This is a genomic window from Cesiribacter sp. SM1, assembly GCF_020178975.1.
In the GTDB taxonomy this organism is placed as follows: domain Bacteria; phylum Bacteroidota; class Bacteroidia; order Cytophagales; family Cyclobacteriaceae; genus Cesiribacter.
On record NZ_JAHXBU010000043.1, the window covers coordinates 85,834 to 111,422 of the forward strand.

Below are 25,589 nucleotides of genomic sequence, written 5' to 3' on the forward strand. Positions count from 1 at the left end.
ATGTGCGCTAGTTTTTCTTTCCTGCTATCAGGTCGGGCAACAGCAGCTTCATGTCTACAGTGCCTGTTTGTGTGTTAAATACTAGTTTGCGGGGCGAAAAACCCCCAAGGTGTTTAGCAACCACTGGTATCTGCAGCTGTGCCAGGAGAGTTTCTGCCACTTTTATGTTCTTGGCCCCTATGCTGTACACATCTGCCGAAGCTCTTTTGCACAGGCCACCAAATACCTTGGCCTGCAGATGCTTCTTTTCTGCTCCCGAAGAGAGCATTTTTTCCAACAGCTTTTGAATGGCATAATCTCCGTATTTGAGACTGGGCGCTCCATTGCCATCCCATTTAGAAAGCATGTAGTGATTAATGCCACCAACCTGCTGAACAGGATCGTACAGGCAAACCGCAACACAGGTACCCAATATAGTGGTTACCAGGGTTGGCTTTTTGCTCACAAACAATGCAGCAGGATACAGATAATGTTTTTCGCTTGTAGTTTCCAATCAATTTCTTTTAAGATAGGTTAAGAATCAGCTTTTTAGCGTACTACAAGCCACTTCTGTTTTTATGACCCCCCCGGCATTAATTTGCGGAGGATTTAGAGAAATCAGTATTCAGGAAGAGCCCCAGCTGCAGCCGGTCGAAATTTGCCTTTCCCAGCCTGTGCCGGAGGTAGCCTGCCTGCATGCTGAAGGATTTACTGAATTTATAACCCAGCGCACCATAAAGCCTGTTCTGATCAAAGGGATTATCATTGATATTCAGGAATATTTCGTCGTAAACGGACAGAAAAAGAGTTTTCTCATCCATCTGTGCATTATTAAGGGGTATGTTGGCCAGCAGGCGATAGCGGGCACGGTTCAGGTAACTGTCTTCGGCGGCAGAGGAGGAGATCCATCTTTGCTCCAAACGGTAGCGGTGCTCAAAGTAAACTCTTCCCACTTTGTTTGTAAGGATCAGCTGCTCCCATATTCTGTGCTCCCTGGTATTTACCTTGGTTTCATCCTTGCTAAAAGATTCGGTAGGGATATAACCATAGCCAAGCGTTACCATAGATTGTGGACTAATCTGACGGTTTAAACCAACGCGCAGCAACAGCTGGTTAAAGTTACCGGCAGTTTCGTATAGCCGCAGTTGTGCCTCTGTGTGGATACTATATTTGTCTGATAGCTTGTTGTTCCCAAAATACATCAGCCAGTTACCCAGTTTATCTTCACCGGTAGTCTGAGCAAATAAGTTTGTAGCGCCCAAAAGCAGGAATACGAAAAGAAATCTCATCAAGTACATGTTCTATAAAGTTCTGTTACGGTTTATTTATTGAATGATTTATCAAATCAGTTTAAAACAGTTAATACCAATCAGCCGCTCTAATGGCTGGCAAGCAACAAAGCAGTTAAACTAAGTTGTTTTCATCTTATAGATAATCAACCCGGACCATTCCGGGAGAGCTGCTGATACATTCAGCAGCTCTCCCGGAAACACCTTCTATTGATCGAAAAGAGTAAATCAGGCACCGGCCAGAACCGGTGACTTCAGTATGAGTACATTTCAAACTCATTGTCTGTGCTGTCATTAGCTTTGAACCCGGCTTGCAGGCCTGTTTTAGCTGTATCTACTTTTGCAAAAGCGGGAACGCCCTTTAGCTGTACCACTGGTATGTGCTTTCTTTTAGCATTGCCCCTATTGCTATGTCCGAAATGGGTGTGTTGCCCAATGTTGAAGAAGCTAACGGTATCCTTCAGCTGATCGGCCTGCGCATATAGCTCTTCAGAGCCAGAGGCCATTTCTTCTGCCGAAGCGGCATTCTGCTGTATGATCTGGTTCAGTTGCAAAATAGCACCATTCACCTGTCCGGCACCTGCGTTCTGCTCCTGCGAAGCTGCTGTAATCTCCTGTACCAGGCGTGCTGTTTTCTGGATGTTTGGTACGATCTGCTCCAGCAGTTTCCCTGATTTATCGGCAATGGCTACACTGGAAGAAGAAAGCTCGTTAATTTCGTTGGCAGCCAGCTGGCTTCTTTCAGCAAGCCTTCTTACCTCTGCGGCCACAACGGCAAAGCCTTTGCCGTGCTCCCCTGCACGGGCTGCTTCTACTGCTGCATTAAGGGCTAAAAGGTTTGTCTGCCTTGCTATTTCGCCGATGATGGTAACCTTTTCGGCTATCTTTTTCATCGACTCCACGGTTTGGTTTACTGCACGGCTCCCCTCCTGAATATCTACGGCTGCCTGCAGGGCTATTTTTTCGGTCTGCTGTGCATTGTCGGTGTTTTGCTGAATATTAGCAGCCATCTCTTCCATAGAGGTAGAAACTTCTTCGGCAGAGGCTGCCTGTGTAGTAGCACCCTCGCTCATCTGCTGCGACGAACCAGACATCTGCTGTGAAGAGGAAGACAGGTTATCGGCCGCTGATGTTACTGAAGAAATAACCTCCTTAAGCTTCCTTACCATTTTCTTCAGGTGCATCAGCAGTTCCCCTATCTCATCCTTGCTGTCTACTTCTATTTCAACAGTAAGGTCGCCACCGGCAATCGTTTTGATTGCTTCGCTGGCTTTCGCCAGTGATTTAGCAATGGTAAAGATAATCCAGCCAGCTACTGCAAGTGCGCAGGATATGCTAAGCACCAGCATCGTAATCATGTTAAACCGCATCTCTGCGTACAGCAAGTCCGCTTCTTTAGCGGTTTGCTTCATTCCGTCTTCGTTCAGTCTCACCAGCTTATCGAGCATAATGCCAAACTCTATAACAATAGGGCGGCACTCCACCATAATAACCTTAGAGGCAAGCAGATCTGTAGAATCGGTAAGGTTCAGCTTTAGTGCAACAATCCGATTGGCGATCCGGGTATGTTTTTCTCTCAGGCTGATAAACTCATCAATCAACTCTGCAGATTCACTTCCGGTAAGCGCCTGGAGCTCCGCCAGGTTTTTGTCTACCAGCTGCTGTTTCTTTTCAACCAGGTCCAGGTTTTCTTCAATAAAAGACTTGTCATCTGAAAGTACAACCTCACGCACCCTTGCTGCGATGTACTGCATGTCTGTTGATATTCTTCCGACATAGATAAGCCGCTGTGCCTTGTTATTTACTATCTGGCTTAGCTGACTATTTAATTCGCTGCTGTTCTTATCAGCAACATAAAAAATTGTACCCGACAGGGTAATGAGCATCAGAAATGCTACAATCAGTTTAGTTTTGATAGTAAGGCTCATGGTGTTGGTTGGTTATTGATGTGTTTTTAAGAAGAGACGAAGCAGTTATTTGACAACATTTCAATCAGACTTTTTTGAAGATTGTAGATTTAACCTGGGTCAGCGGCAGATGAAGATCATTCAGGGACTCTGAATGGCCAATAAACAGGTAGCCACCCTCCCGCAGATGGCTGCATAGTTTGCGGATCACACTTTCCTGTGTTTTTCTGTCGAAGTAGATGAGTACGTTCCGGCAGAAGATCAGGTCAAATTTTCCCTGCACATCATAGTAATCATCCATCAGGTTCATATGCTGAAAGTTCACCTTCTTTCTAAGATCAGGCACGATACGCATAATCGGGTTCTTGGGGTCTTTGTGCTTTAGCAGGTACTTTTGCTTGTAGGCAATGGGTACCGGCATGGTTTTATCAGCAGCATACACTGCAGTTGCTGCCTTTTGGAGCACTTCTGTAGAAAGGTCTGTTGCCAGTATCTGGTACTGAAGCTTAAGTTCCTGCAGCACCATTGCCAGGGTGTAGGGCTCCTCTCCGCTGGAACAGGCCGAACTCCAGGCTTTTACTGTTCTGTGCGCCGGATCTCCACCCATAAATTCTGTCCAGTCAAGGTTTTTCAGAAAATCGAAATGAGCAGGTTCCCTGAAAAAGTCTGTTTTGTTGGTGGTAACCACATCAGTCATGTGCTGCAGCTCCTTTTCCATACCCTCCCGGCTGAACACATACTCTATGTACTGCTCAAAACTTTCTATGTTGAGTGCCCGCAGCCTTTTCTGAAGCCGGCACTGCAGCAGCGTTTTTTTTACCTGCGGCATTTTAATACCATAGTTCTGATAAATATAGCTGCTCAGTAGCTCAAACTCCCGCTGGCTTAAACTTGCTGTTGTATAGTTATAGCTTAACATCTTTACTCTATAGCTTTATTAAAAGAGGTATTGAAAGCCTGTACCCAGGTAAGCATAGCGGTGTTCCGGTGTTTTATCCATCCTGTCGCCCCACACATAGTGCATGCTGAGTTTAAGCTTATCCTTGTTGAGCAGGTAGTTGAGTCCTACATCATATACCTTCTGGTCGGTAGCGCCGGTTAAGCTGTTCTGCCCCCAGGTATCTCCAAATTCGCTGGCCTGCTGGCCGGAATACATGGCAGCTGCCTGCAACACTTTACCATTTTTCAGCTCAAAGTTGTAGCCCAGTTTATAGGTGTACACCTTATCGGTGGTGGAGGCAGTCTGCTGTTCGTCCAGGTCGCTGTTTTCTACCGGCAGAAAGCTGTTTCTGTACAGCCAGTCGTATTCAACAGTAAAATCCCAGCCCCCCCAGTTAGCCAGCAGGTCGGCACCATAAAAACTGTTACGCTTAAATACCTGTGTTTCGCCCTGGTAGGTACTGTTGAGGCCAAGGGTTATGCCTTTGCGTTTACCATAGTAAGAGTGGGTGTAGCCCAGCCCCCATTTTTCCATTTCAGGATCTCCCAGGGTAAAAGCCACTCTTGAAGCCAGCATGGGCAGAGATGCTGCACCATCACCGGTCAGCTTTTCACCAGACATATCAAACAGGCCTATGTTATAGTTAAAGCTCCAGCCGCTGGCTTTGTGCAAACCGCCCAGGTTAAGGCCTAGCTCCCTGCCGGTGCCCCTGGCAATTGTATGAGCCCTGGGCTGAAAGTTAGAGAGTGACTTCTCGAATGAAGGGGTTTTGAAAGCAGCCGTCATGTGCTCCCGGCCTACCTGTGGTCTGAAGTAACCGGCAGCAAGATTGAGCATTGGTTTGTGGGTCCAGGCTACAAAGGCTTCCCAGAGGAAAAAATCGTGATTATCATCAGGGTTAGGACTTCCGTTACCTGCGGTTTCCTTATCCCTGCCAATGCCATCGTAGGCAAAGGCTACATTGAAGGCAATGTTTTCCTGCAGCTTACCTTTTACACCCAGGCGACCCCTTCTGATATACAGGTCATTTCTGCTTTCCTGTTCCTGCTCACCAAGTGATTCAAAGGTATAAACATTCCAAAGCTGCAGGCTCTGGGTAATTTCTATCTTCTTTCCATCAGCCTTAAGGGCCTTAGGCTCCTGCATCTTTTTCCAGATGCTGGCAGAGTCTTTGCCTACTTCCTGTTCCTGGGCAAATAATGCATCGGTATTGTATGTGCACAATGCCCCCAGCAGCACAACTGCCTTAGAAAAATGAGCAGCATTGTATATATTTTTAGTTATAGCTGAAATCATACTTTGAACATTAAATCCGGAATTTATAGGTGGCCATTAGCCTAAATTGCTTAGTTAGTTTCGAAGGCTATGCCTCCATTCAGATAAAACTTTGGAGTATTGCCATCGTAGCCCAAACCGCTTACCAGTTCAAGTTTAAGATGGGGAACAGGTCTGATAAACATACCCAGGTTTACCCCTAGCTCATGATAGTCTTGTAGCCAGGCATTCCAGGCTTCTGCAAATACTTCTACCTTTTCTGTTGCCTGGCAGCCAAAGGTGAGGGTGTTATCACCCTGCCAGCCCTTACTGCCTGCAGTGCTGCTTATGCCTGAGTTAAGCGAAAGGGTATTCCTTGCATCAAGAGTTTTATCACTGAGCAATCTGAATGACAACTGGGTCTCTGAAAGCTCATAATGCCTGCTGCCGGTTTCCATTAGTCCTAGCATCACTATCAAGCCTGTCTGTGGCAGTTGTTTGCCTTCGTTAACCAAAGCCAGCTTACCACCAAAGGAGAGGTAGTTTAAACCTGCCAGCGATTCTCCTCTTTCCAGAGAAGTTTCATCTAACTGGCTGGATACAAGATATTCAGTGGCGATTCTGAATTCAGAAAACGAATTAACCCTACGCCTTATCAGCAGGCTTGGCAAACCATAGGTGCTGTTCCTGTAAATACTGCTCCTGTTTAGAGCAAAATTTACGCCTGCTTCCAGCGCCCACTTTTTCTCTGGCACCAGCTGTGATGCCTCTCCTAAACCAATTCTTTCGGTTAGAGAACTTTCTACTTTAGCCATTGCAGGTGCACATAAGAGAAGTAAAGCAAAGAGTAAAGTTCGTCTCATAAGCCTGCAGTTAAGTAAGTAAAAAAAGCCACCGATTTTAGCCAGTGGCTTAGATTAGTTCTACAACTTTTCAAAGTCGCTGTCCATGCTATCGTGGCCATTCAGCTCCAGCTGAAGCCCGGTTTTAGCAGTAGCTGCTTTCTTAGATATTCTGCTGCTGTTGCCATTCAGGTGCACCACCGGCACACTTTTTCTTTTCTTGCTGCTGCTGGTTCTGCTCTGGTTCTGATGGCCGATATTGAAGAAACTAACGGTGTCCTTCAGCTGATCGGCCTGTGAATAAAGCTCCTCTGATCCCGATGCCATCTCTTCTGCAGATGCTGCATTTTGCTGGATGATCTGGTTAAGCTGCTGAATGGCTCCGTTCACCTGCTCTGCGCCTGCATTCTGCTCCAGCGAAGCGGCTGTGATCTCCTGCACCAGGCGCGCTGTTTTCTGGATGTTTGGCACGATCTGCTCCAGCAGTTTACCTGATTTATCGGCAATGGCTACGGATGTGGACGAAAGCTCGTTGATCTCGTTGGCTGCCAGCTGACTCCGCTCTGCAAGCCTTCTTACCTCTGCGGCCACCACGGCAAAGCCTTTGCCATGCTCCCCTGCACGGGCTGCTTCCACAGCTGCATTAAGGGCCAGCAGGTTAGTCTGCCTTGCTATTTCGCCAATGATGGTGATCTTCTCGGCGATCTTCTTCATAGAATCTACCGTCTGGTTCACTGCCTTGCTGCCTTCCTGCACATCTTCTGCGGCCTGCAGGGCTATCTTTTCGGTCTGCTGGGCATTATCAGTATTCTGCTGAATATTAGCGGCCATCTCTTCCATGGAAGAGGATACTTCTTCGGCAGAGGCTGCCTGTTCTGTTGCTCCCTCGCTCATCTGCTGCGAAGAACCAGACATTTGCTGCGAAGCAGATGCTATGTTGTCTGCTGCGGTAGTTACAGAGCCTATCACATCCTTAAGCTTCTCCACCATGCTCTTCAGATTCAGGAGCAAAGTACCTACCTCATCTTTGTTCTTTACCTCAATGGCTACCGTGAGATCTCCGGCAGATATTGACTGCACTGCCTTGTTGGCTTGATTGATGGAGTTTACAATGCTAACAATAATCCAGGTAGACATGACAAGAGCGACCAGTATCCCTGTAACTAAAGCAGCTAGCATCATATTTTTGCCATCTGCGTAAATTATATCAGAATCATCAGAAACCTCTAACAGCTCTTTTTTATTGTTTTTTACCCTTGAGTAGGCTTGTTCAATTGCGGCTGCAGCGGTTTCTCTTGCAGTTGTAGTAGATAATTCATACGCTTCAGCTTTTGATGAATCTGTGTTTACAGTAACTGCAAGATTTCTTATTTTTTTAAAAACCTTTAAGTAATCATTCCACCTCTCTTCGAAAACAGCCACATCTTCCCGTCCCCCCTCATCTTCAACAGATTTCAGTTCTTCCAGCCTGTCATTCATTGCTATTAGGCGCTGATCAACCTCACCAACAAGCTCCTGTAATGTTGCCTTGTCTTTGGTGAGAATTAAATCTTTTTCACGCTTGGTGATAAATTGTGCGTCCTCGGCTAGCTGGCTGGACAATAATAGTTTCTGTGAACTTTCAAAAACTATAAAATCAATTCTTTCATTGAGCACAAAAGTATTGGCTGCCCCTAAATAGTAAACAAAGCTCATAAGCCCTATTAGTACTACAAAGGCTAGAATTAATCTAGTTCTAATTTTAAGATTCATAATGGTAGAAGTCGTTTAATATATCCATGTATTTTATACCAGTATTGAGCCATTAATCTCAGCTTCAAAGACTGCTCTGTATAGCGGCAGAAAAGTATCGCACCCATTTTATAGGATATTATTACTTTCCCTGATTTTGATACCAGCTAATGAAATGAATTAAGATTTAGACTTACCTACAATGAGTATTTCATCACATACTATTATCCGGAGAGATGATTGGTAGAATTGGGACTGCAGTATTGCTTCTGCAGTCCCTCATTCTAAGTACTTCGTTTATTGTTTAGAACCTTTCAAAGTCGCTGTCCATGCTATCGTGGCCATTGAGCTCCAGCTGCAGGCCTGTTTTAGCAGTAGTAGCTTTTTTAGGCACACCGTTACCATTCAGGTGCACGACAGGCACATGCTGCTTCTTTCTTTTATTGCTTCTGCTTTGGCTGAACTGGCTCTGGTGGCCTATGTTGAAGAAGCTAACGGTGTCCTTAAGCTGATCGGCCTGTGAAGAAAGCTCCTCTGATCCCGATGCCATCTCTTCTGCCGAAGCTGCGTTCTGCTGAATTACCTGGTTAAGCTGCTGAATGGCACCATTTACCTGCTCTGCGCCTGCATTCTGCTCCAGCGAAGCGGCTGTGATCTCCTGCACCAGGCGCGCTGTTTTCTGGATGTTTGGCACAATCTGCTCCAGCAGTTTCCCTGATTTATCGGCAATGGCTACTGATGAGGACGAAAGCTCGTTGATCTCGTTGGCTGCCAGCTGGCTCCGCTCTGCCAATCTTCTTACTTCTGCGGCCACTACGGCAAAGCCTTTGCCATGCTCCCCTGCACGGGCTGCTTCTACTGCTGCATTAAGGGCTAAAAGATTTGTCTGCCTTGCTATTTCGCCGATGATGGTGATCTTCTCGGCAATTTTCTTCATAGAATCTACCGTCTGGTTTACAGAGCGGCTACCCTCCTGAATATCTTCTGCTGCCTGTAGGGCTATCTTTTCGGTCTGCTGGGCATTATCAGTATTCTGCTGAATATTAGCGGCCATCTCTTCCATAGAAGAAGATACTTCTTCGGCAGAGGCTGCCTGTTCTGTTGCTCCCTCGCTCATCTGCTGCGAAGAGCCAGACATTTGCTGGGAGGCAGAGGCAATATTATCGGCTGCTGTGGTTACAGAGCCTATTACCTCCTTGAGCTTCTCTACGGTATTTTTAAGGAAATCGAGCAGTTCACCAATTTCGTCTTTGCTGGAGTTGTCTACTTCATAAGTAAGGTTACCCTCCGAAACGGCTTTAAGTGCTTCTTTTGCTTTTGCTATAGAGGAAGAAATACTAACAATGATCCAGGTAGAAACACCTATTGCAACCAGTACAGATATCACCAGCAGAATGAGCATATTGTTTTTTCCGCTTTCGTAAAGAACATCTGCTTCCTCATTCGCTGTCACCAAAGCAGCTTCATTCTTTTTTACTATTTTGTTAATGCTTTCTATAGCTGCCCTGGCGTTTTCCCTTGCAGTACTGCGCGAGATTAATGCAGCGGCCACCTTAGTAGAATCATTATTGATGGTTACTGCCAGATTTTTAATCTTCTTGTATTCCTTTATGTAGCTCTCCCAGCTATTGGAGAAATCATCAACAATTTCAACGCCTGCCTCATCAGAAATAGACCTTAATTCTTCTGTACGGCTTTCCAAAATCTTCTGATTCTTTTCAAATTCTTCTACCAGATAATCCAGCCTGTCTGCCTCCCTGGTCAGAATCATATCTTTCTCCCGCTTTGTTAATAGTTGCACTCCTTCAGCAATTTTACCTGCCAAGTTCATACGACGAACGTTTAGGTCAATTATAGTACCAAGTCTGCTATTAAGAGTTTCTGTATTGGCGGTTCCTAAATAATACATTGTGCCTGCTATGCTAACCAGCAAGACAAAGGCAACAATCAGACGAGCTTTTATAGTGAGTTTCATATCCCTGTTAACTTTTCCTCTTTATCTATTTAATATCAAGCCTTTACAGCCTCTACCTCCTGCTGCAGATTGATGATCTCCTCACTGGCAAAGATTTTATCAACATCCAGCATCATCACAAAATCATCCTCGTTCCTGGCCATTCCCCGAATGAAATCTGTACGGAACTTCCCGCCTATGCTTGGGGGAGGCATTAGCTGTGATTCATCCATATCAAAAACTTCCTGCACTGCATCAACCAGTGCGCCAACCATCACCTGTTCTTTTGCAACTTGTATGTTGAATACGATGATGCAGGTGTTTACCGAATCAGCTATCTCTTTAAGCCCAAACTTCAGGCGGGCATCTACTACAGGCAGCACCGTGCCCCTTAGATTGATGACACCGCGCATAAAGGCGGGTGACTTAGGTATTTTAGTAATATGAGGCACCTCCAGTATCTCTATCACCTTGTTTACATTTACTCCAAATGTTTCCCTGTCCAGTTTAAAGGACAGGAAGGAGTTAATGGTTTGTTCTGCCACTTTGCTCATATGTCTATAGTTCTGTTTTTTGTTATTTCCTGAATTAGTTTTTGTGGGTCCAGTACCAGGGCTACAGTACCATCGCCCATAAGGCTGCCACCGGAAAGGAAGTCCTGCTCCTGGTAAAATTTACCCAGCGGTTTCAGTACAGCCTGGTATTCCCCGATGATTTCATCTACCAGTAATGCCATGCGCATAGTACCTGTGTGTATCACTACACCAAATGCATTATTGCTAAGGCTACCGGCAGAAAAAGCCTCTGCCAGGTTAAAGTATATGACCGGCTCCCCATCCAGGATCAGCTGGTTATTTTTGGTATTTAGCAGATCTGCCGGCGTTACGGAATAGCTTTTCTCTACAAAGGAGAGTGGCAGCACATAGTCTGTATCTGCTACCCGTACCAGTAGGCCATCTATGATGGAGATGGTAAGTGGCAGTGCTATGGTTATAGTGGCTCCCTGCCCAACCTTGCTTGCTATGCTTACCTCACCGCGTAATTCTTTGATTTTCTTTTTTACTACATCAAGGCCTACACCCCTGCCCGAAACAGAGGTTATACTTTGTGCCGTGGAGAAGCCCGGCATAAGGATCAGCTCCAGGCTTTCCTTTTCTGTGAGTACCTGGTCGGGGCGGATAAGTCCTTTTTCTACTGCTTTATTGCGTACTTTTTCAGACGAAATACCCCTGCCATCGTCCTTAATCTCAATAACCACGTTGGTGCCGGAGTTAAAGGCTTTCAACAGTATGGTTCCCTGCGGATTTTTGCCCTTGGCGATCCGTTCTGCTTCTGCCTCCAGGCCATGATCTATACAGTTGCGTAAAATATGTACCAGGCAGTCGGAGAGACTGTCTATTACATTTTTATCCAGCTCGGTATCCATGCCCTCTGCCTCGAAAGCAATGTTTTTGCCGAGCTCCTGGGAAAGGTCGCGCACCAGGCGCTTAAAGCGGGTAAGCAGGCTGCCTATGGGCACCAGGCATATATCGAATGTTTTATCCCTTAGCTGACGCGTAATCTTTTCTATCTCCTCAGCTACCCCTGCCAGCTCTGGCATCATGCTAAGCTCTGCCAGCAACGAGAGCCGTTCCTGGTTTGCCACCAGCTCACTCACCAGGTTCATGAGGTCATCGAGCTTATCAGAAGCAACCCGTATGCTGGTTACACTTTTCTCTTTTACACCGGAAGCTAGCTGTGCTGTTGTCTCCTGTGCTGTTTCAGGGCTTACTACAGGTTTAACTTGGGCGGTAGTCGTTTTCAGCTCACGTACATAAGCCGCAAAAGACTCTTTATCGAGCGCCAGTGCTATTTTGTCGGCTAAAGCTGTTAACTGCTCTTCTTTTAGATCAGCCAGTAAGTCTCCCTCACCCAATGGCTCTAGCTGCAGCTGGCAAAGCTCTTCCACAAACATGAAAACATCCCGAATATCGCCTTCAGGTGCTTCTGTTGCCAGCAGCAACATCCAGGAGAGGTAGCATTGCTGTACATCCAGTTCAGTAAGTGGGGGCAACTGCCCTGTACAGCTAAAAGACCTGAAACCTCCAAAGCCTGCCAGTTCTTCCAGCAGGTACAGGGGGTTTGATCCGTTCTTCAGCATATCCTGCTGCGGGGCAAAGAAAATAGCCCAGGTACGCAGAGACTTTCCTGCAGGCGCAGCCGGCATGGCTCTCTCATCTTCTGGGGCAGGCATTTCGTAAAGCAGCTCTGCCGCTCTTTTTAACAGCAGCCTGTGCGCACCTTCTGTTGCCGGTGTGTTGGTGGTGTCTTCTGTTAAAAGAAGCCTGATATGGTCTACAGACTCCAGGCTAAGCTCAAGCAAAGAGAGCGGTACGGCCTGTTTGTTGGTGCGGATTGTGTCATAGCCATTCTCCAGCAGGTGAACCAGCTCGCTTACCTGCTGATAGCCGAACATGCCACTGCTGCCCTTCAGGGTATGCATTACCCGGAAGGCTACCTCCACACCCTCACTGTCGGCTGGATTTTCTTCCAGTAAAAGAAGCGTTTTCTCCAGCTCCAGCAGCAGGTCGTGGGCTTCCTCCAGGTACTTTTGTTTCAGGTGCTCAATCATCTGATAAGCTTTTGCACAACCCCTACCAGTTTTTCAGGCACAAATGGCTTTACGATCCAGCCGGTAGCCCCTGCTGCACGTGCTTCTTCTTTACGGCTGGCCTGGCTTTCGGTGGTAAGGAAAAGAATAGGCGTAAACTGGTGTTCAGGCTTGGCACGAATGGCCTTAATGAGGCCTATGCCATCCAGGCGGGGCATGTGCAGGTCGGTGATAACCAGCTGAAACTGGCCTTTTTCCAGTATTTGGAGTGCATCTTCGCCATCTACAGCTTTTTGAACCTGGTACTGCGCATTTTCCAGGGTAAAACTTACGGCTTCCCGGATGGTTTCAGAATCGTCTACAACTAATATTGATTTTGCCATGGCTATTGGAAGTTCTTCTTAAGGATGTGTTCTATTCCGGCAAACTGTATGAAGCTGGTCAATACCGGGTTTACATTTAACTGCAGATAAAAAGACTGCTGATGCTGTTGCTGATGCTGCTGCAGCGACAGCAACAATTGCAAAAAGGCTACGTCCATCTCTTCTACCTCCCGGAGTTCAAGATGGATTCCGCCCGGCTGGCTGGCGTAGGCCAGCAGTTCGGCATGCAGCGCGCGGACATTTCGTATGTTAAGGCTGCCGCTTAGCTGTAGCCTGGCCGGTTTGCCTGATTGTATATCGGTGGTGAGGCTGTAGCTCATAGCTAGAAAAGCTCTATGTCATCCGAACTTTCATTTTCTGTTGCCTGCAGGTCTTCGGGCAGTACCAGATCATCGAAAAGAGAGCGGAATATTTCTCTTTCTGTTTGCATGCTGAATGACTGACAGATCTTTCTTAGCTTTTCTGCACTTAGCTCCTGCTCATCACAGGGCTGATTTGGCGATTCGATCTGCAGGTACATCCGGCCTATGCTTTTAATCATCTCCTGTATTTCACTTTGAAAGGAGTTATAGTTCTCCTCATGCTGTATGTTCTTTAAGCTAAGGGCAATAAGCTGCACCTGAATTTCCTGGCGTACCTCGTCATACTCAAGCCGGGCAAACTGTAGCAGTGCCATTGAAAGCTCCAGCAAGCCGGGCAATACACACACATCCCCTTCTTCTCCATAGAGTGCAAATTCTGTTTCCAGTACTTCCGCAAACTCCCCTACGTGCTGAATCTTCTGGCGGATAATATCATGGTACTGCAGCTGCTCCACAATCTTCTGACTGTGACGACCATCAAGCTGTACTGCTGGTTTATTCCGCACCGCTGTTGCCAGGGCACTAAAATCTTCCTCCAGCAGCTTTTCCAGTCTTACAACCCGCTCCGTAAATTCTTTTTTTGCAAACTTTATCATATGTGGGATTAGAAAAGCTCCACTGCTACTTTCTGTACAAATGCTGTAAATAAATATGTATTCTCTACTTTCACCCGGGTAAGGGTAAGCAAGGCTTCAATCTCCTCGCCACTGGCGCTTATCAGCGGAACCTCCGTGCGAATATCCAGTGCTTTCCGGCTGCCGTTCTTTACAAAAAACACCTGAGGCTCTCCATCCTGATGCTGAATTTCTATGGAAATAAGCCGGTTGATCTTGCGGCCTACCACATCAAGGCGCGAGGCAGACCATATTTCTTCGGCAGCATGGTTGAAAAACTCAACAGTGCCCTTTTCATTGAAAGAAACTACGCCATCTACACAACCTTCCAGAATAGCCTCATTTTTAGCTTTTTCTGCCGCTATCTCTTCTATTTGCCGCTGCATTTCCTGCCTGGCTTCTGCCAGCCTTTCAGATAGGCTTGTCTGCAGCGTTTCCAGCTCTGCTGTATACACCCGCAGTTTTTCTTCCTGCACCATTATCTCCTCGGCCTGCGCAACATAGGCCAGTTCTGCATTCTTTTTTTCGGTAATGTCGCTGGCCAGCATCATTACCTTGTATACATTGCCCCGGTCATTGAGCACCGGCGTAAAAGAGGCCGATATCCAGGTATCTGCCTGCGTGTTCAGCTTACACTCCAGGTTCTGTGGATTACCCTGCATCAGCACATCCAACAACTTTTTCTTATCACTCTCGGTCCAGTCTGGTATCTGCAGGAGCTGGAAGCAACGCAGGTTTCCATAATCCTGCTCAATGATGCCTACAACAGCCTGCAGCTTTTCATTGGCACGCAGTACATTACCCTTCAGGTCGAATTCTGCAGTAAACAAGCTGTAATCTATAGAAGAAAATAAGCCAGTAAACTCCACCTCTTTTTTGCGCATGGCCTCCTGGGTGGCCATAAGCTCTTCCGTGTTCTGGCGCAGTTCTTCTTCCTGTGCCTGCAGGTGTGCATTGGCTGCATTTGCCTTTGCCAGCAGTTCTTTGGTGTTGTCGGTAGATTTAAGATTGGCCAGTGTAGAAGCAATACTTTCACTTAGTTTTTTCAGAAATTCAAGCTCATGGGCCTCAAACTCATGAAAAGAGGCAAGCTCCAGTACTCCCTGGAATACATCATTAGCAAGCAGTGGTAGTATAAGAATACACCTGGGCTTAGCCCTGCCCAGGCCAGAGCCTATGGTAATGTAACCTTCCGGTACATCGGTAATAATAAGCGGATCAAGCTCCTGTGCAACCTGGCCAATCAGACCTTCTCCGTAGCGGATGGTTTTAGTCAGGAATTTATGGCGGTTCCAGGCATAGGAAGCTTTCAACTCTAGCACCTCTTCTTCATGCTCTTCAGCAGTGATAAACAGCGCTCCCTGGCTGGCATTTACAAAAGGAACCAGCTCAGATACCAGTCCCTTACATAAACCATCAAGATTCTGGCCCCTTTCCCGCAGCAGCTTTGTGAACTGCTCAATACCCTGGCTGCTCCAGTTTCTGCGGTGTTCGGCCTGAAAATAGTCTTTCATCTTATCGCGCAGGCCCAGCACTGCATGCCCGAAAACACCACTATTGTAAAGCTGCTCCTCGCTCTGCTGAAAGTTGCCTTCACCAATCTGGGCTGCAGCCTGTGCCAGGTAGGCGTTCCGCTCGCTATATTGCTGCAGCCTGCTGAACAAAGGATCATATATAACATTGCTCCCGGCAGCAGCAGGTGCTGTTTCTGTAAGCAGACCGCCTACCTGCTGCTCCAGCTTTTTAAGTGGCTGCAGTAAGTAATGGGTAATAAAATAGCAGGTATGTGCAACTAAACAGATGCACAGAAAGATGCCTGCACATAGAGCCATGAGCCCCAGCTTGCTGTTGCTTTCCAATGCTGTTTCCAGCTGATTTGCCAGACGCAAACACTGCAGCTGCAGCTCTTTTAAAGGGGCTGCTGCAACACCAGCTGACTGCTGGCCGGTGGCTGGCACTGCCTCCCAATCTACTGCACTAATGTTTTGCCAGCCTACCCGTATTACCTGCCAGTCAGTTCTGTAATTATCTGCTACTATGTTATTTGCTAAACTGCTTTCTACCTGAGCAATACCGCTGCCGATTTGCCCTGCTACTGCCGGTATTGCTGCCTGTCCGTTTTTTTGCAGCAGAACAGTAACTGTATTCAAATGCTGCTGAACTTCTTCTATATCCTGCACCAGCACTAAAATGCTTTGTTGCTTTTCTCTTGTCTTGTGCAACATAAAAAAGCTCAACAGCACAGCAAAGAACAGGCCTGCCAGGGGCAAGTAAAATTTCCAGAAAATGAAACTTGTACTTTTTCGATTCATGCGCTTTGTTAGCAATAGCTTTTAATCAAATCTAGGTTATGCATTGTATATTGTTTCAGCTAAGTACAAGTCTTTTGTGATAATTACAGATATACCCTTAAAGCAGCTAGTGGTAAACCCTTATCCCGCTGTTTACCTGTTACTTTACTTAAATTCTTACACCCACATTTATATAAAGAAAAGCCTTAATATCTTTACATAAGGCATAAACCAACCCGGCTTTTATTGGCCTGGTCTATTTATAAAAGCATAGCAGGTATTTGAAAAAATCAAAAACAGCAGAGGCCAACACTGCTCCAAAAATAGAACTTTGCATATATAAAGCCTGGCCAACAGGCTACGGAAACAGTTCTGTAACTTGCAGTACTGGCAGGGGCAATTGCAAGGCGGGCAGCCAGTGTAAAGACTGCCTGATGCAAACAGCAACAGATGCTGCCAGACAGCTTAACTGCTATCATGTACCGGCGCTGCATGCCGCATTAGATTGAATGGCTCACAACAGCGCATGTAGTTAAAATTGTCTGCCTGCTACTGAACTCTTTTGCGTTTCAGGCAGATTATCAGCCGAAAGCCGGCTTACCCAAACCAGGATCCTGTTCTTACCATGAATCATACTGCTGCACAGACTAGTAATACCAGTTTAACTTCGCCACTCTCCCTGGATTCATTGTACACCTGCCTTGAGCATATGTCTGATGGCCTGTATGCAGTTGATACCGGCTGGAACATCACCTACACAAACCGGAAGTTCGGTGAACTGGTAGAGCGACAGGCCAAAGATCTTGTTGGCAGGGGCCTGTGGAACGAATTTCCCGAAATGATAGGCACGTCATTTTATGAGCTGGCACACCATGCCATGCGTACCCAACAGTTTTCAGAACATGTAGGCTACAACGGAAAAATCAAAAAATGGCTGGAGCGGAAAATATATCCCTCTGAAAAAGGGCTGGTGGTTCTTATCAACGATATCACAGAAAAAAAACATGCCGAGCAAAAGGCCATGCAGGCACAAAAGGAGCTGGAGGATTTTAAGTCGGCACTTAGTGTAACCTCAATGGTGGCTGTTACCGACACCGAAGGCAACATTAGCTGGGTTAACGATAATTTTTGCTCCATCAGCAGGTATAATGAAAATGAACTGATTGGCAACAAGCATGGCTTGTTGAATAAAGCAAACCATTCACCTGCCGTTTACACCCAAATTGTGGAGGCGTTCAGCAAGGGAAAGGCCTGGCAGGGAGAAATGAAGAATAAAACCAAAGATGGTACTCCCATCTGGGTACATAGCACAGTGGTTCCTTTTCATGATCAGGACGGCAGGCCCAGCCACAACGTAGTTATCTGCCAGGACATTACGGAAAGAAAAAATGCCGAAAAAGCACTGGCAGAGAGTGAAAAGCTGTATCGTACGCTGATTGAAAATTATACAGATGCTGTTTTTCTTACCGATCTTAAAGGCATCATCACCAAAACAAACCAGCGTGCCGTAGCTCTTTCTGCTCTTAAGGAAGAAGACCTGGTAGGGCAAAATGTGCTTCAATTGCTCCCCTCCAGCATTCGCGATAAAATCAGTACTGCACTCCCCATGCTGTTGCAGGGTAAAAGCCTGGAGCTAAATGCTGTAGTTGATAGCTTTGAGACCCCTTTTAGTGCCGTTTTAGTGATAGTTCCAGTAAAAGTAGAGGAGCAGATCAGGCACTTCTTCATCAAGTTCAGGGATGTGAGCAAAAAAGTAGACTATGAAAAGGATATTAAGCTGCTCAACGATACTACCCTGGCCCTAAGCACCACCCCTTCCCTTAAAGAAGCAACTGCTGTGGTAATAAGGCTGCTGTGCCAGTATGGCGATTTCCAGTATGGTGAATTCTGGATGCCGATGTACGGGCAGCCCTATGTTAAAATGAATAGCAGCTGGTGGGTGAATGATAGTTTCAGGGTTATGAAGGCTTCTGCTGAATACAGAACCTACGATATGCGAACAGATAAGCCAGGCATACTCGGCTCTAATAAATGGAGCTTTTCCGGAAATATGCAGGCAGATCCGACCATCAGAAGAAAAGCAGAGGCCGCCAGCTGTAGCCTTAAATCACTACTTTCAGTTCCCCTGCTTTACCGCAACAAGCTACTGGGTGTATTTGCACTATTCTCAACAACAGAACGTACCCATCCTTCAGTAGATCCTGACAGGCTGCAGGAGCTGGTGAGCAAACTCGGCGGAGAACTGGAAAGAAGAAACTCAACGGAAGAATTAAACCGGTTCTTTAACCTATCGCCGGAGTTGTTATGTATTGTGGGCTTTGATGGCTATGCCAAGAAAATAAACCCTGCCTTTCTGCAACTGCTTGGCTACACAGAGGAGGAATTGAGCTCGGTAAAAATGCGGAGCCTGGTTCATCCCGAAGACATTCCTGCGATCAACAATGCCAGGAAAAAACTAAACCAGGGGCTGCCGTGTAAAATTTTTGAAGTAAGGTGCCTGGCAAAGAACGGAGCTTACAGATGGCTCTCCTGCTCTACGCAATCCCTTAGTGATGAGAACCTGTTTTATGTTACTGCCAGGGACATCACAACACAAAAGATGCAGCTGGAGGAAATAGAGCGCATTAAAATAGCCATAGACAATACTTCTGATGCTATTGGCATTGCTTCTGATATGGAGCAACTAATGTACTCCAACCACTCTTTTGAGAGGCTGCTGGGCTGGACAACAGAAAAGCTGAACGAAATTGGATGGCCAAACATATTTGTGCAGCCCGAACTGCCCTATCAGATTGTAGAAATACTATCAGTAAAAGGTAGCTGGGAGGGTGACGTACAGCTTTTCGATACCGCGGGAAACAGCCGCGACTTTAACCTGCGGGCCAATACCTTCCTGGATCAGAATGGAAAAATTAAATATCTCTGTGGCATTTTTACCGACATTGCCCAGCAGAAAAAGGCACAGCAGGAGGTTATTAAACTTAGCCAGGCCGTAGAACAAAGTGAAAATGAAATCTATTTCATCAATCCAAAGAACGGGCAGCTCATCTATGTAAATAACAGGGCACTGGAAAACCTGGGGTACACGGCCGCTGAAATCTTAAAGCTCAATCACTCAGTTATTAACCCGCACACACAAAGCTACTCCTTTAGGAAGCACATATACCCGGTACTAAGTGGTAAAAGCAAAAGCATTAGCTGCCAGGCCCTGCACGTTCGTAAAGATGGCAGCAGCTACCCGGTAGAGATTCAGCTCTCCCGCATAGAACATGACCAGGAGCACTTAATACTGGCAAATGTAATGGACATTACCGAACGCCGGAAAGCCGAGGATGCCCTGCTCATCAGCAATGAACGTTATCAGCTGGTAACCAAGGCCACCAACGATGCCATCTGGGACTGGGATGTGGCCAAGCAGATCTGCTATTATGGTGAAGGATATAAAACCATTTTCGGGCATTCATTTGGCAATTCGTATGCCGGCATGGAGGTCTGGATAGAACACATTCATCCCGATGATGTTGCCCGAGTAGTTGAAAACTTCCACGCTACCTCGGTTAATAATCTTAAAGAGTGGGTAATTGAATATCGTTTCAGGTGTGCCAATGGCAATTATAAATATGTAAAAGACCGTGGCTATGCAATACATAATGCATCCGGCCAGGTAGTACGGATAACTGGCGCACTGGCAGACAACTCAGAACACAAGCTTAGTGAAACGCTGCTTAAGGAGTTCAACGACGAGCTTAGCAAAAAAGTAGAAGAAAAAACTTCTAAACTGGGCCATGCACTCCGCCTAATGCGGCAGGAGGTAATTGCCAGGGTACGCACAGAAGAAAGCCTGCAGCAATCGCTACAGGAAAAGGAAGTGCTCCTCAAGGAAATTCACCACCGTGTTAAGAACAATATGGCTATTATTTCGGGTCTGCTCTCTTTGCAAACCCGCCATGTAAGCCATCCGGAACTAAAGGTAATGCTCAAGGACAGCCAGGCCAGGATAAAAAGTATGGCACTGATCCACGAATTGCTGTACCAGAATGACAACCTGTCCAGGATAGACTTCAAATCTTATATTCATAAGCTGGCAGCAGGTATTTCTGGCTCATTCCTGGATAAAAGCAAAGAAGTAGACATTAAAATAGAGGCAGATGAAGCAGAGCTTGATATTGTGCAGGCGGTGCCCTGCGGCCTGATTCTGAATGAACTGCTCACCAACAGCTTTAAATATGCATTTGTAAACAAGCAGGCCGGCCAGGTACAGATTATCTTTAAGAAGGGCGATTCGGGATACACACTTACTGTAACAGATAACGGAAACGGCCTGCCCGAAACCTTTGACCTTTGCAGCGCTAAAACACTGGGCATGCAGTTAATCAGAAACCTGGCCCAGCAAATTGGCGGTAAATTCAATGTAAGCGGCAATGGTGTCAATACAGGTGCATCGTTTAGTATCTTATGGCAGCACGTGTAATGCAGCCAGCCTTAACCTGCTTTAGCTTTTTTTTCGTACAGTATAATATGGGAATAGAAATACGGAATATACTGCTTGTTGAAGATGAAGCCATTATTGCCATGGCCCTGGCTGCCGACCTGGAAGATATGGGCTATGCAGTAGCCACTGCTGGCAGTGGTGAGGAAGCCTTTGCCATGGTACAGCAGCAGCTATTTGACCTGGTGCTGATGGATATTCAGCTGGGAGGAAGCTGGGATGGAATAGAAACGCTGAAAAAAATTCAGGAAATAGCCGATCCCAGGGTTGTCTTTATAACGGGCAATTCAGAGAGGGGAACTGTAAGCAAGCTAGAGAACCTCAGAACGCATGGTTTTCTGGTGAAACCGGTAAATCTTACAGATTTGCAGCAATTATTAAAGTCTATTGAACATTCGGTAACGAAAGGCTGATCATCACCCTGGTGCCCCTGCCCGGGATGCTGCTGATTTCCAGTGTACCGCCGTTTAGGCTTACAAACTCTTTACTGAGGAGCAGGCCCAGTCCTGAACCTTTTTCTTCGTGCAGGCCGGGGGTGGTTTTAACCATACGGTTCAGCTGCAGGCTATCGAGCTGCTCCTGGCTCATGCCTATGCCTGTATCCGTTACGGTAATAATAACCTGCCGGTTTTTCTGCTCTCCCCTTATCTCAATGCTACCACCTGTTGCTGTAAACTTAAGGCTGTTACTGGCCAGGTTCAGCAGTACCGAACGCAGCATGGTGCGATCTGACCAAACCAACATATCAGCATCTACACTGCTCACAAGGTTTATACCTTTGTTATTTGCTTTGGCCTGCAGCATTTCCTGTACCTCCTGCACAAGGGTTTGAAGGACCACAGCCTCTGGCCTTACATTAATACGGTCGCTGTGAATCCTGGCCCAGTCCAGGAGGTTGTCAGCAAACTTATAAAGGTTATCAATGGTGTGGTGAATTTCAGTGATCATATCATCCACATCTTCCGGAGCCATGGAGGGCCTTCTTTTCAGCAGGGTTCGGGTAGCCAGCGATAAAGCCGCAAGGGGGCTGCGCAGGTCATGGGCAATGAGGGAGTACAGCTTATTTTTGGTGTTGTTAAGCTGCCTTTCGCGTTTATCGGCTAAATGTTTATAAATGGCCGTTTCAATACTTACCAAAAGATCTGCCTCCCGATAGGGCTTTACCATATAGCCATAAGGGAAAACCTCTTTTGCTTTTGCCAGGGTGTCGGGGTCGGCATAGGCGGTCAGGAACACCACCGGCAGGTAATGCTCCTCCATCAGCTGCTTACCCAGGGCAATGCCTTCTTCTTTTTCCTCCAGGTGTATATCCATCAGTACAAGATCCGGAGTGTTTTCCTGCACGGCATCCAGGGCTTCGCGGGCGTTGGCAGCCAGGGCGGTCACCTCAAATCCAAGGCTCTCAAGCGTTTCCTGCAATGATAATGCAGCTATGCCTTCATCTTCTACTACTAAAATCCTGGATACGCTCATGATAGGGGTTTTGCAAATTTAACAATGATTCTGGTGCCTGCTCCGGCAGAGGTCTCCAGCTGTTTGCTGGCCTTTAGCTGTTTTGTCAGGCTGTTGATCAGCTGTATGCCCAGCGTTTTACCTGCATCAAATACCTCTGGCCCGGCCATTCCTTTGCCGTCATCAGCAATTGTAAGCTGGTAGCTGTTTTCCCCTGCAGGGCCAAAACTCAGGCTAATTGTACCCTTCTCCTGTTCTGTAAAGGCATGCAATACAGCATTAGATACCAGCTCATGTACCAGCAGGCCCAAAGGTACAAGGCTGTCTACCTTTAGCCAGCATTCTGCAGTATCTGTTTTCAAACTTATTTGCTGCCTGCCTTTAAAGGTGTGTATTACCGAATCGGCAAGTTTGATGAGGTACTCATTTGCTTTTACCTCCGAGAGCCTGGGAGAAAGGTACAGGCGCTCCTGCAGCAGGGCAAGCGTAAAAATTCTGCTCTTACTCTCCAGCAGCAGCTTTCTGAACTCAGGGTCCTCTACCCTGTTTAGTTGCAGCTTTAGCAGGCTGATGATGATGTTCAGGTTATTCTTTACCCGGTGGTACACTTCGTTCAGCAGTGCTTTTTTCTCTGCTTCTGCCGCAACCAGGGCAGTTTGCTGGCTTCGGGTGCTTTGCTGGCCCTGCACAAAACATAAGAGTACACTATTACCGGCCAGCATGGCTTCTGCCACTGTTACTTCCACTGCCTGTGCCTGCTGGCCTGGCAGGGCAAGTTTTGCCGCCACCTTTTGGCCCTCCTCCCCCTGTACAATATTCCAGGGCAAGCTGCCGGAAGCCGGGTACAGCCTGGCTGCTTCTGTATCAGCCTTCAGTTCCGGCAGGCCAAAGGCGTCAATAAAGGCAGGGTTTGCAGCCAGTATTAGCCCATCTGCTTTGTGCAGCAAAAGCACCGGGCTGGGCACCAGATTGTATAATGCTTTAAAATACGCGCTGTCGGCAATTAGAATTACAGAACCGGCTACTGTCATAAAAGGTAAAGCTAAACCTCAAAATTACTGATCTACAAACAGACCGGCAGAAACAAAATGAATAAAATACGGTAAGTCAGCAGCTTATATGATTCTTTCCTTAGACTTGCTGATCATTTGTGCCACGTTCTTCACCTCCAGCTTTTTGAAGATATTACGGCGGTGGCTTTCTACCGTTTTTATGCTGACACTCAGCTTATCTGCAATCTGGCTGGTGGTATTGCCGGCAGCAATCAGTTTTACTATTTCAACCTCCCGCTCTGAGAGGCCGCCAAGCCTTGACCTGGCATCATCGGATGTGGGTGCAAGTAAACTGCTGCTGAGCACCTCGCTTACTTCTTTTGACAGATAACGCTGCCCTGCCAGTACCTGCTGTACAGCATCGAGCAGTTCATCTTCAGATGCATTTTTGGTTAGAAAACCACTTGCTCCTGCAGCAAAGAACCTCTTGATATAAGCACTTTCCTTCTGCATGGTAAGGGCTATTACCTTAATCCAGGGATAGCAGTTCCGGATTTGATCCGTGGCTTCAATACCATTCATTACCGGCATATCCAGGTCCATGAGTACAATATCGGCACGGGTTTCCTGTAACACCTGCAGCACTTCAGCACCATTGGCAGCCTGGCCAACTACTTTGAAATCGTCACGCTCTGCCAACAGTAACTCCCATGCTTTTCGCACCATTCTGTGATCATCGGCTACTACTATTCTAACTTCTTTTCTCATGATGCAAGACTGAAAATTCTACGATGTGAAGGTAGTTTTTTGTTTAAGGACTTACCAAGTAAAGTAGAGGACTACCTTACACAAAACCTTCAAGTGTTACTTTAAGCCCTACTTAAGGGATTCAAGGTTTCACCATATAACACGTATTGTTAACCCTCCTGAAAAACAGCTCTCTTACATATCGGGAGTATAAATTATGTGTAATGGTATAGAGTGTTAAAGCAGGGCATGCCTGTTCCGGGCTACTGCTCCGCTGCTGTTCTCCTTTTCCACAGCGCATCCAAAGCAGGAGCATATTCTTGAGCAACCTCTGTTATAAGCACTGGAGGCGGAAACTTACTGACTTTTAAGCCGGTTGTTCATGAGTTATAGATTATGTAATTTTGCAGGCAGATGAAAAAGGTAGCCTTTTATACACTGGGATGTAAACTAAACTTTTCCGAGACCTCTACTATAGGCCGGCAGTTTGAGGAGCGTGGTTTTCAAAAAGTAGATTTTTCGGATCAGCCCGACATTTTCATCATCAACACCTGCTCGGTTACCGACAATGCGGATAAAAAGTGCCGTAAAATTGTTCGGGAGGCGCAAAGCATTAACCCCAATGGCTACATTGCTATTATTGGCTGCTATGCGCAGTTAAAGCCGCAGGAAATTGCCGATATACCCGGCGTTGATGCCGTACTGGGCGCTGCAGAAAAGTTTCAGCTGCTGGATCTGCTGGGTACTTTCAGGAAAACACCACAGGAGGTTTCACAACCAGCTAAAGTACTGGCCAGTGAAATTACCGAGGCTACTGCTTTTAATAACGCCTACTCCTACGGCGACCGCACCCGCACTTTCCTGAAGGTGCAGGATGGCTGTAACTACAACTGTTCTTTTTGCACCATACCCCTGGCCCGTGGCAAAAGCCGCTCCGACAGTATTGCTAATATCATAGCCTCTGCCCGCGAAATTGCCGCTACTGATATAAAAGAAGTAGTGATTACCGGGGTAAACATAGGTGATTTTGGCATACAGGAAGGCCGCCGCCAGGAACGTTTTATTGACCTGGTACAGGCACTGGATGAGGTAGAGGGCATTGAACGCTTCCGTATTTCTTCCATTGAACCTAACCTGCTCAGCAACGATGTAATAGCATTTGTTGCCCAGTCGAAACGTTTTGTACCACACTTTCACATACCGCTGCAATCGGGCAGCAATGAAATACTGAAGGGAATGTACCGCCGTTACCAGCGTGAACTGTATGCCGAAAGGGTTGCCAGCATTAAATCGCTGATGCCCCACTGCTGTATTGGAGTGGATGTTATCGTTGGTTTTCCCGGCGAGACAGAAGAGCATTTCCTGGAGACCTACAAATTCCTGAACGAACTGCCGGTAAGCTACCTGCATGTGTTTACCTACTCTGAAAGAGCAAATACGCCTGCAGCTGAACTGGCCAACAGTGTGCCCATGAAGGAACGCAACCGCCGCAGCCGCATGCTGCGCAGCCTAAGCGAGAAGAAAAAGCGATTCTTCTATGAAGAAAACCTGGGCCGTGAGGCAACGGTGCTTTTTGAAGATGATGTGGAAGAAGGCATGATGCATGGCTTTACCGAAAACTATGTGCGCGTTACAGCCAAGTATGATCCCATGCTCATTAACGAGCTAAAAACTGTACAGCTCACGGCCCTTAACAGCAAGGGTTTGATGGAGGTTGCAGAAACCACCGAGTTTATAACCCACTGATAAGATTTTCAGCTACAAGAAAGGCAG

The 25,589-nt window shown here is 46.7% G+C and carries 20 protein-coding genes; 3 read left to right on the forward strand and 17 right to left on the reverse strand.

Going from position 1 to position 25,589, the window contains the following annotated elements; all coding sequences use genetic code 11:
- Window positions 1-7: 7 nt before the first annotated feature.
- From KWJ01_RS07595 to KWJ01_RS07660, 14 genes are all read right to left on the reverse strand, one after another.
- Window positions 8-493 carry a chemotaxis protein CheD gene (locus KWJ01_RS07595; protein WP_224995833.1) on the reverse strand — a complete coding sequence of 162 codons (486 nt, stop codon included), beginning with the start codon at window positions 491-493 and terminating at the stop codon, window positions 8-10.
- 79 nt (window positions 494-572) lie between these two features.
- On the reverse strand, window positions 573-1,277 hold the full coding sequence (locus KWJ01_RS07600; protein WP_224995834.1) for a DUF2490 domain-containing protein: 705 nt from the start codon (window positions 1,275-1,277) through the stop codon (window positions 573-575).
- Window positions 1,278-1,522: 245 nt separating this feature from the next.
- A complete protein-coding gene (locus tag KWJ01_RS07605) occupies window positions 1,523-3,196 on the reverse strand; it encodes a methyl-accepting chemotaxis protein (RefSeq protein ID WP_224995835.1) in 1,674 nt (557 codons plus the stop codon).
- 64 nt (window positions 3,197-3,260) lie between these two features.
- Window positions 3,261-4,094 (reverse strand): protein-glutamate O-methyltransferase CheR, encoded by an 834-nt coding sequence (locus KWJ01_RS07610; RefSeq protein ID WP_224995836.1) that lies wholly within the window; start codon window positions 4,092-4,094, stop codon window positions 3,261-3,263.
- A gap of 18 nt (window positions 4,095-4,112) precedes the next feature.
- Window positions 4,113-5,411: a porin gene (locus tag KWJ01_RS07615; RefSeq protein WP_224995837.1), complete on the reverse strand. Its 1,299-nt coding sequence runs from the start codon at window positions 5,409-5,411 to the stop codon at window positions 4,113-4,115.
- 50 nt (window positions 5,412-5,461) lie between these two features.
- Window positions 5,462-6,232 carry a hypothetical protein gene (locus KWJ01_RS07620; RefSeq protein WP_224995838.1) on the reverse strand — a complete coding sequence of 257 codons (771 nt, stop codon included), beginning with the start codon at window positions 6,230-6,232 and terminating at the stop codon, window positions 5,462-5,464.
- Window positions 6,233-6,292: 60 nt separating this feature from the next.
- On the reverse strand, window positions 6,293-7,963 hold the full coding sequence (locus KWJ01_RS07625; protein ID WP_224995839.1) for a methyl-accepting chemotaxis protein: 1,671 nt from the start codon (window positions 7,961-7,963) through the stop codon (window positions 6,293-6,295).
- 283 nt (window positions 7,964-8,246) lie between these two features.
- The gene (locus KWJ01_RS07630; protein ID WP_224995840.1) at window positions 8,247-9,917 is read right to left on the reverse strand and encodes a methyl-accepting chemotaxis protein; all 1,671 of its coding nucleotides are present in this window, start codon (window positions 9,915-9,917) and stop codon (window positions 8,247-8,249) included.
- Window positions 9,918-9,952: 35 nt separating this feature from the next.
- Window positions 9,953-10,450 (reverse strand): chemotaxis protein CheW, encoded by a 498-nt coding sequence (locus KWJ01_RS07635; RefSeq protein ID WP_224995841.1) that lies wholly within the window; start codon window positions 10,448-10,450, stop codon window positions 9,953-9,955.
- Complete coding sequence (locus KWJ01_RS07640) at window positions 10,447-12,507, reverse strand: chemotaxis protein CheA (protein WP_224995842.1); 2,061 nt, start codon at window positions 12,505-12,507, stop codon at window positions 10,447-10,449. The genes KWJ01_RS07635 and KWJ01_RS07640 overlap by 4 nt, the downstream gene beginning before the upstream one ends.
- Entirely contained in the window at window positions 12,504-12,869 is a 366-nt protein-coding gene (locus KWJ01_RS07645) for a response regulator (protein ID WP_224995843.1), read from the reverse strand. The genes KWJ01_RS07640 and KWJ01_RS07645 overlap by 4 nt, the downstream gene beginning before the upstream one ends.
- Window positions 12,870-12,871: 2 nt before the next feature.
- Window positions 12,872-13,189, reverse strand: a complete 318-nt coding sequence (locus KWJ01_RS07650; protein ID WP_224995844.1) for an STAS domain-containing protein — start codon at window positions 13,187-13,189, stop codon at window positions 12,872-12,874.
- A gap of 2 nt (window positions 13,190-13,191) precedes the next feature.
- A complete protein-coding gene (locus KWJ01_RS07655; protein ID WP_224995845.1) occupies window positions 13,192-13,827 on the reverse strand; it encodes a hypothetical protein in 636 nt (211 codons plus the stop codon).
- Window positions 13,828-13,835: 8 nt separating this feature from the next.
- Window positions 13,836-16,157, reverse strand: a complete 2,322-nt coding sequence (locus KWJ01_RS07660; protein ID WP_224995846.1) for a GAF domain-containing protein — start codon at window positions 16,155-16,157, stop codon at window positions 13,836-13,838.
- A gap of 604 nt (window positions 16,158-16,761) precedes the next feature.
- Between KWJ01_RS07660 and KWJ01_RS07665 the strand changes: the two genes are divergently transcribed.
- On the forward strand, window positions 16,762-20,607 hold the full coding sequence (locus KWJ01_RS07665) for a PAS domain S-box protein (protein WP_224995847.1): 3,846 nt from the start codon (window positions 16,762-16,764) through the stop codon (window positions 20,605-20,607).
- Window positions 20,608-20,654: 47 nt separating this feature from the next.
- The gene (locus KWJ01_RS07670; protein WP_224995848.1) at window positions 20,655-21,038 is read left to right on the forward strand and encodes a response regulator; all 384 of its coding nucleotides are present in this window, start codon (window positions 20,655-20,657) and stop codon (window positions 21,036-21,038) included.
- On the opposite strand, the gene KWJ01_RS07675 is transcribed toward KWJ01_RS07670, so the two are convergent.
- The 3 genes from KWJ01_RS07675 to KWJ01_RS07685 all read right to left on the reverse strand — a co-directional run bounded on the left by KWJ01_RS07675 (window position 21,010) and on the right by KWJ01_RS07685 (window position 23,837).
- Complete coding sequence (locus tag KWJ01_RS07675) at window positions 21,010-22,098, reverse strand: ATP-binding protein (RefSeq protein ID WP_224995849.1); 1,089 nt, start codon at window positions 22,096-22,098, stop codon at window positions 21,010-21,012. The genes KWJ01_RS07670 and KWJ01_RS07675 overlap by 29 nt on opposite strands.
- Entirely contained in the window at window positions 22,095-23,108 is a 1,014-nt protein-coding gene (locus KWJ01_RS07680; RefSeq protein WP_224995850.1) for a sensor histidine kinase, read from the reverse strand. The genes KWJ01_RS07675 and KWJ01_RS07680 overlap by 4 nt, the downstream gene beginning before the upstream one ends.
- Window positions 23,109-23,192: 84 nt before the next feature.
- Window positions 23,193-23,837 (reverse strand): response regulator transcription factor, encoded by a 645-nt coding sequence (locus KWJ01_RS07685; protein ID WP_224995851.1) that lies wholly within the window; start codon window positions 23,835-23,837, stop codon window positions 23,193-23,195.
- A 393-nt stretch (window positions 23,838-24,230) separates the two neighbouring features.
- Here KWJ01_RS07685 and mtaB point away from each other — a divergent pair, with 393 nt between their 5' ends.
- Window positions 24,231-25,562, forward strand: coding sequence for a tRNA (N(6)-L-threonylcarbamoyladenosine(37)-C(2))-methylthiotransferase MtaB (gene mtaB, locus KWJ01_RS07690; RefSeq protein WP_224995852.1), 1,332 nt, complete (start codon window positions 24,231-24,233; stop codon window positions 25,560-25,562).
- Window positions 25,563-25,589 lie beyond the last annotated feature (27 nt).